At 49.3% G+C, this 3,071-nt stretch carries 1 rRNA gene; it reads right to left on the reverse strand.

The annotated features are described in order from the left end of the window. A 23S ribosomal RNA gene (locus ACT3RN_RS15060) occupies positions 1-2,809 on the reverse strand; the annotation flags it as partial. Positions 2,810-3,071: the final 262 nt, after the last annotated feature.

Below are 3,071 nucleotides of genomic sequence, written 5' to 3' on the forward strand. Positions count from 1 at the left end.
CTGCGCTTCCACACCCTGCCTATCAACGTCCTAGTCTTGAACGGCTCTTTAGGGAAATCTAATCTTGAGGTGGGCTTCCCGCTTAGATGCTTTCAGCGGTTATCCCATCCGAACGTAGCTACCGGGCAATGCCATTGGCATGACAACCCGAACACCAGTGGTTCGTCCACTCTGGTCCTCTCGTACTAGGAGCAGATCCTCTCAAATTTCCAACGCCCACGGTAGATAGGGACCGAACTGTCTCACGACGTTCTAAACCCAGCTCGCGTACCTCTTTAAATGGCGAACAGCCATACCCTTAGGACCTGCTTCAGCCCTAGGATGAGATGAGCCGACATCGAGGTGCCAAACACCGCCGTCGATATGAACTCTTGGGCGGTATCAGCCTGTTATCCCCAGAGTACCTTTTATCCGTTGAGCGATGGCCCTTCCATACAGAACCACCGGATCACTAAGACCTACTTTCGTACCTGCTCGACTTGTGGGTCTCGCAGTTAAGCGCGCTTTTGCCTTTATACTCTACGACCGATTTCCGACCGGTCTGAGCGCACCTTCGTACTCCTCCGTTACTCTTTAGGAGGAGACCGCCCCAGTCAAACTACCCACCATACATTGTCCTCGGTATTGTTATACCTGAGTTAGAACCCCAACATGACCAGGGTGGTATTTCAAGATTGGCTCCACCAAGACTAGCGTCTCGGTTTCAAAGCCTCCCACCTATCCTGCACAAGTCAGGTCAAAGTTCAATGTAAAGCTGTAGTAAAGGTTCACGGGGTCTTTCCGTCTAGCCGCGGGTACACAGCATCTTCACTGCGATTTCGATTTCACTGAGTCTCTGCTGGAGACAGCGCTGCCATCATTATGTCATTCGTGCAGGTCGGAACTTACCCGACAAGGAATTTCGCTACCTTAGGACCGTTATAGTTACGGCCGCCGTTTACTGGGGCTTCGATCAAGAGCTTCGCTTACGCTAACCCCATCAATTAACCTTCCAGCACCGGGCAGACATCACACCCTATACGTCCACTTTCGTGTTTGCAGAGTGCTGTGTTTTTAATAAACAGTTGCAGCAGCCTGGTATCTGCGACTGCCAACAGCTCAAGGAGCAAGTCCTATCACCATCAACAGCGTACCTTCTCCCGAAGTTACGGTACCATTTTGCCTAGTTCCTTCAGCAGAGTTCTCTCAAGCGCCTTGGTATTCTCTACCTGATCACCTGTGTCGGTTTAGGGTACGATTCGTTTATAACTATTGCTTAGAAGCTTTTCCTGGAAGCATGGTATTTGCCACTTCGTCTTACAAGTAAGACTTGCTATAAGATCTCGGTATAGAATAGCCCGGATTTACCTAAGCTATAAACCTACATCCTTTCACCTGGACAACCAACGCCAGGCTGACATAACCTTCTCCGTCCCTCCATCGCATTATAAACAAGTATCGGAATATTAACCGATTTCCCATCGACTACGCCTTTCGGCCTCGCCTTAGGGGTCGACTCACCCAGCCCCGATTAACGTTGGACTGGAACCCTTGATCTTCCGGCGTGCGAGCTTTTCACTCGCATTATCGTTACTCACGTCAGCATTCGCTCTTGTGATACCTCCAGCATGCTTTACAACACACCTTCACAGGCTTACACAACGCTCCCCTACCACTTGAAAACAAATTCAAATCCGCAGCTTCGGCTCCTAGTTTGAGCCCCGTTACATCTTCCGCGCGGGCCGACTCGACTAGTGAGCTATTACGCTTTCTTTAAAGGATGGCTGCTTCTAAGCCAACCTCCTAGCTGTCTATGCCTTCCCACCTCGTTTCCCACTTAACTAGGAATTTGGGGCCTTAGCTGGCGGTCTGGGTTGTTTCCCTCTCCACGATGGACGTTAGCACCCACCGTGTGTCTCCCGGATATCACTCATCGGTATTCGGAGTTTGCATCGGTTTGGTAAGTCGGTATGACCCCCTAGCCGAAACAGTGCTCTACCCCCAATGGTGTTCGTCCGAGGCGCTACCTAAATAGCTTTCGGGGAGAACCAGCTATCACCGAGTTTGATTAGCCTTTCACCCCTATCCACAAGTCATCCCCTGGCTTTTCAACGACAGTGGGTTCGGTCCTCCGGTGCCTGTTACGGCACTTTCAACCTGCTCATGGATAGATCACTCGGTTTCGGGTCTATACCCTGCAACTAGACGCCCTATTAAGACTCGGTTTCCCTACGGCTCCCCTAAATGGTTAACCTTGCTACAGAATATAAGTCGCTGACCCATTATACAAAAGGTACGCGGTCACCACGCAAGGTGGCTCCCACTGCTTGTACGCACACGGTTTCAGGTTCTATTTCACTCCCCTCACAGGGGTTCTTTTCGCCTTTCCCTCACGGTACTGGTTCACTATCGGTCAGTCAGGAGTATTTAGCCTTGGAGGATGGTCCCCCCATCTTCAAACAGGATTTCTCGTGCCCCGCTCTACTTAATATGTTAACGCTAATGTTTCGAATACAGGACTATCACCTACTACGGTCAGCTTTCCCACGCTGTTCTTCTACATTAGCACTAATCGGCTTCTCCCCGTTCGCTCGCCGCTACTAGGGGAATCTCAATTGATGTCTCTTCCTAAGGGTACTGAGATGTTTCACTTCCCCTCGTTTGCTTCCTAATAAATTAGGATACCTAGCTTATGCTAGGTGGGTTTCCCCATTCAGAAATCTCCGGATCACAGGATATTGCCGCCTCCCCGAAGCTTATCGCAGGCTGTCACGTCTTTCATCGCCTCTGACTGCCAAGGCATCCACCATGTGCGCTTCATTACTTGACCATACAACCCCAAGTAGTCTTACGACTTCAAAGTGTCATACAATCTAATTATGATAACGATATCACCTATGTTTATACGCTTGATTCAGTTCTCTTTACTTTTTTAGTAACCAACCCCTGGGATAACAACTGATGTCGTTAAGAGGTCGATTACTAAGGTTAAGAAGTGCGCGTGAACACGCGCTTCTTAACCCAGACTCATATCTATGTTTTTAAATAGTTCCTATGCTCTCGTCGAGTCATAAGTTCTGTATAAAACAGAA

It is taken from the genome of Psychrobacter sp. AOP5-GZ1-6 (genome assembly GCF_052376345.1).
Lineage (GTDB): Bacteria > Pseudomonadota > Gammaproteobacteria > Pseudomonadales > Moraxellaceae > Psychrobacter.